Here is a 403-nt window from a genome sequence, read left to right as displayed (position 1 = left end):
TCGTTGATGATGGGCATCATGCGCTGGCAGTGAGGGCACCAGGTGGCGAAGAATTCGACGAGCACATTGCCGCTCGATTGCAGGACTTTCTCAGCACGCGGCCGGCACCGTACTCGCCCATGATCTCGTGGGGCACCGAGCCCTCGACGGTCACAGGGACGGTGAACATGTTCTTCTTCGCGTCCTCGATGCCCTTCTTGATGGCGGTGGGCACCTCGGCGGACTTGCCCATGCCCACGCCCACGCGGCCGTTGCCGTCGCCGACGACGACCAGGGCCGAGAGCTGCATGCGACGGCCGCCCTTGACGGTCTTCGCGACGCGATTGATATGAACGACGTTTCGCTGCTCATGGCCTATCCCGGCTCGTACTACGAGCGCGTGCGCAAGCCGATTGAGGAGTAC

1 protein-coding gene and 1 pseudogene are annotated in these 403 nt (G+C 63.5%); both read right to left on the bottom strand.

The genetic code is table 11. The features are described from left to right. Positions 1-65 (bottom strand): protein disulfide isomerase family protein (locus tag NE591_RS16375; RefSeq protein ID WP_371130612.1); only part of this gene is annotated, 65 nt, incomplete at its 3' end. Positions 66-85: 20 nt separating this feature from the next. Further along, a pseudogene (rpsE, locus tag NE591_RS12915) lies at positions 86-358 on the bottom strand (30S ribosomal protein S5); the annotation flags it as partial. Positions 359-403: the final 45 nt, after the last annotated feature.

The organism is Adlercreutzia sp. DFI.6.23, assembly GCF_024462535.1.
Classification (GTDB): domain Bacteria; phylum Actinomycetota; class Coriobacteriia; order Coriobacteriales; family Eggerthellaceae; genus Adlercreutzia; species Adlercreutzia rubneri.
This window is presented reverse-complemented; position numbering and strand designations above follow the sequence as displayed.